Source organism: Streptomyces sp. NRRL B-1347, from assembly GCF_000720325.1.
In the GTDB taxonomy this organism is placed as follows: Bacteria; Actinomycetota; Actinomycetes; order Streptomycetales; family Streptomycetaceae; genus Streptomyces.
This window is the reverse complement of the sequence record NZ_JOJM01000171.1, coordinates 1-3,893: the sequence shown is the minus strand read 5'-3', so window position 1 is coordinate 3,893 and position 3,893 is coordinate 1. Positions and strand designations below refer to the sequence as shown.

The window sequence follows — 3,893 nt, the reverse complement described above, 5'->3', positions numbered from 1 at the left end:
GAAGCGGAACCAGTCGTCCGTGGACGTGAACAGCCGCACCACATTGCGGTGTTCGACGACCACACCCTTGGGCACGCCCGTCGAGCCCGACGTGTAGATGACATAGGCGGCGTGCGCGGGGCCCACGCCCGTGCCGGTGACGTCGGCGGCCGACAGGGCGGCCCACTGGTCGGCGTCCGCGCGTACGTCCACGACCGGGACGGACGGCACGGCGAGGCCCTCGGGCAGCGGTCCGTCGGTCACGATCAGCTCCCCGTACGACAGACGACGGTCCTCGAACTCCACCGCCACCGCGTCCGGCCTGGAGGCGGCGGTCCGCTCGAACCACGTGTGCAGACACCGCTCGGCGGGCGCCGCCGCGGGCACCTCGTTCCACTCGGTGAGCACCTGGCGGCGCTCGTCGGCGTCGAGGGTGCTGAGCCGGGAGAGCCGCTCGTCCGGCGCGGCGACGACGGCGTGGAGCAGCGCGGTGTAGTGGCGCACGAAGCGCCGGACCGTGTCGCGGTCGAAGAGGCCGGTGTTGTACTCGATGGCGCCGATCAGACCGTCGGGGGTCTCGCGCAGGTCGAGCGTCGCGTCGAACTTGGTGATGTCGAAGTCGAACTCGATGAGGGAGACGTCGAGGTTCCCCAGGCGCACCTCGCGGTCGGTGTGCGCCTCCTGGAGGACGAACGCGACCTGGAACAGCGGCGAGTGGCTGAGGCTGCGCTCCAGCTGCAGCGCGTCGACGACTGCTTCGAAGGGCACGTCCTGGTGGCTGAAGGCCTGTAGCGCGACGTCCTTGACGCGGCCGAGCAGCTCGGTGAAGGCCGGGTCGCCCGACAGGTCGGCGCGCATCACCAGGGTGTTGGCGAAGAAGCCGATGAGCCCCTCGGACTCGATGCGCTGCCGGTTCGCGACGGGGGTGCCGATGGCGATGTCGGTCTGCTCGCTGTAGCGGTGCAGCAGCAGGGCGTAGACGGACAGCAGCGTCATGTAGAGCGTGACGTCGTGCCGCTCGGCGAGTGCCTTCAGCTGCCGCAGCAGCTCCTCGGGCAGGTGGAAGCGCTCGTGCGCGCCCTCGTAGGTCTTGATCGCCGGGCGGGTGCGGTCGGCGGGCAGGGGCAGGCGCGGGTCGACGCCGTCGAGCTGGCGCGTCCAGTAGCCGAGCTGGCGGTCCTGCACCTCGTCGACGAGCCACTGGCGCTGCCAGTGCGCGTAGTCCGCGTACTGGATGGGCAGCGGCGCGAGCGGCGCCGGGTCGCCCGCCTGGAACGCCTCGTACAGGGTGACCATCTCGCGGAAGAACACGCCGAGCGACCAGCCGTCGGAGACGCTGTGGTGCATGGTCACGAGCAGGACGTGCGCGTGCTCGGACTCGCGGAGCAGCCGGACGCGGATCAGCGAGTCGCGGGCCAGGTCGAAGGGCGCCACGGCCTCGCGCTCGCAGATCGACGGCAGCTGGGCGGGGTCGGTCAGCTCCTCCTCGCCGACCGTGAAGTCGCGGCCGTCGCCGATCTCCTGGTACGGCACGCCGTCGCGCTCGACGAAGCGGGTGCGCAGCGCCTCGTGGCGCTGGACGATCGTCTCCAGGGCGCGCAGCAGGGCGGGCCGGTCGAGCGGTCCGCTCAGGCGCATGGCCATCGGGATGTTGTAGTACGCGCTGGTGCCGTCCAACTGCGCGAGGAACCACAGGCGCTGCTGGGCGAAGGACAGCTGGACCGGCTCGTCCCCGGTGTGCGGGCGGGGGCCGATCGCCTCCAGGGCGGACAGGTCGACGCCCTGCTTCTTCAGCATGGCGATGAGGGCGCGCTGCTTGTTGGCGGGCAGTGACTTGATCTTCCGGATCAGGTCGAGGGAGGTGCCGTTGTTCGGGGTGCTCATCGGCGTCGTCGTGGTCACTTGATCCGGCCTTCCAACGCGTCCAGCTCTTCTTCGCTCATGTTCTCGATCAAGTCGATGCCCTCCAGGATCGCGGCGACGTCGAGCGCCTCGCCCTGGGGCGCCCCGGGGGCGCGGCGCTCCAGCTCGGCGGCCATCGCGGCGAGCGTCGGGCCCTCGAAGACGGACTGGACGGTGAGTTCGGCGCCCGTCGCCTGGGCGAGGCGGTTGACGAGGCGGGTGACGAGCAGCGAGTTGCCGCCGAGGGCGAAGAAGTCGCTGTCGACGTCCAGGGCGTCGGCGTCGGTGCGCAGCAGCTCGGCCCAGACGCCCGCGACGGTCCGCTCGGCCTCGGTGCGGGGCGCGACGCGGCGCCCGGCGGGCCGCTGCCGGTCCTCGGGGGCGGGCAGGGCCCGCTGGTCGAGCTTGCCGTTCTGGGTCAGGGGCAGCTCTTCGATGAGGACGTGCGCCGCCGGGATCATGTACTCGGGCAGGGCCGCGCCCAGCCTGTCGCGTACGTCGGCGAGCAGGGCGGCCCGGCCGGACCAGCGCGGGGCCGCGGTGGCGGGCTCGGCCGCGCGCCGCGCGTCCTGGCCTTCGGCGCGGCGGGCGTAGACGTTGTAGAGGGTCGTGTTGCGCAGCAGGCGGTTGTCCTGTTCGCAGACGACGTCGTAGCCGAGGGCCTTGAGGAGGGTGACGACCTTCTCCAACTGGCCGTCGACGTCGTGGAGTTCGACGACGAGCTGGCGGATCTTGGGCCAGTCGCGCCAGTGGATGCCCTTGAGGACCTCGTACTCGGCGTTCTCCACGTCGACCTTCAGCAGGTCGATCCGGTCGAGCGACTCCTCCGCGATGATCTCCGAGACGGTCCGCAGCCGGCAGGTGAACTGCTCGCTGTCGAGGCGGGCGTCGACGACCGCGTCGACGAGGTCGTCCCCGGCGGTGGCGTCGGCCGCGCCCGCCTCGGTCAGCTCCTCCTGGTTGCGCAGGTAGGAGCGCACCAGGTCGTGGGCCTGTTCGGCGGTGGTGACGCTGGAGGAGATGACGGTGTTGTGGCGGTAGAAGGTGAAGGTCTCCTCCTTCGCCTCGGCGGCGAGGCCGCAGGCGTGCACCTTGGCGTTGAGGCCGTGGAGCGCGACGTTGCGGCGCAGCGAGTCGAAGACCGGTGGGATCGGCTCGAAGGCGTGGATCCGGGCGCCGGGGCAGCGGCTGCCCGCGAACAGCGTGAACAGGCCGATGTTGGCGCCCACGTCGAGGATGGTGTCGCCGTCCTCGATGGTGATGCCGTTCCGCAGGTATTCGAGGTGCGTGAAGATCTCGTCGTAGACGAAGTCGGTCTCGCTCCTGTTCTGCTGGAACACCGTCATGCCGTTGGGCAGTTCGTAGGTCCGCTCGAGTGCTTCCGGCTCGGTGCGGTCCAGGCGCACCAGGGAGCCGTCGGGCAGCCAGCGCGCCAGGTCGCCCGAGCGGTACATGCGCGCGCCCGGCTCCTCGCGGAACGGATCGTCCAGGAACCGCTCGGCGGTCAGCTCCGGCCGGTTCAGATAGCCGCGGGCCACACCCGCGCCGCCGACGTACAGCTCTCCCACGGCGCCGATGGGCGCGGGGCGGCCGTGCGGGTCCAGGACGTAGGTGCGCAGGTCCGGGATGCGGCGGCCGATGGGGCTGACGGGCCGGTCGAGGTCGGCCTCGGTGAGCGGGTGGTAGGTGACGTGCACGGTGGTCTCGGTGATGCCGTACATGTTGACCAGCTGGGTGCTCTTGTTGACCGGGCGGCCCAGCCACGGCTTGAGCGAGGCGACCTCCAGGGCCTCGCCGCCGAAGACCACGGCCCGCAGGGCGTGCGGCCGCGCGTCCTCGCCCTGCGCTGCGATCAGCTGCCGGAAGGCGCTCGGGGTCTGGTTGAGGACCGTCACGCCCGACTCGCACAGCAGCCGGTAGAAGTCCTCCGGGCTGCGCGTGACGGCCTGCGGTACGACCACGAGGCGGCCGCCGTGCAGGAGCGCACCCCAGATCTCCCACACCGAGAAGTC

At 71.2% G+C, this 3,893-nt stretch carries 2 protein-coding genes; both read right to left on the bottom strand.

From position 1 onward, the window contains the following. The coding region (locus IG74_RS0144085; RefSeq protein ID WP_158858104.1) for a condensation domain-containing protein at nucleotides 1-1,863 on the bottom strand (1,863 nt) is incomplete at its 3' end. Between the two features lie 14 nt (nucleotides 1,864-1,877). Then, the coding region (locus IG74_RS47145; RefSeq protein ID WP_037827272.1) for an FkbM family methyltransferase at nucleotides 1,878-3,893 on the bottom strand (2,016 nt) is incomplete at its 5' end.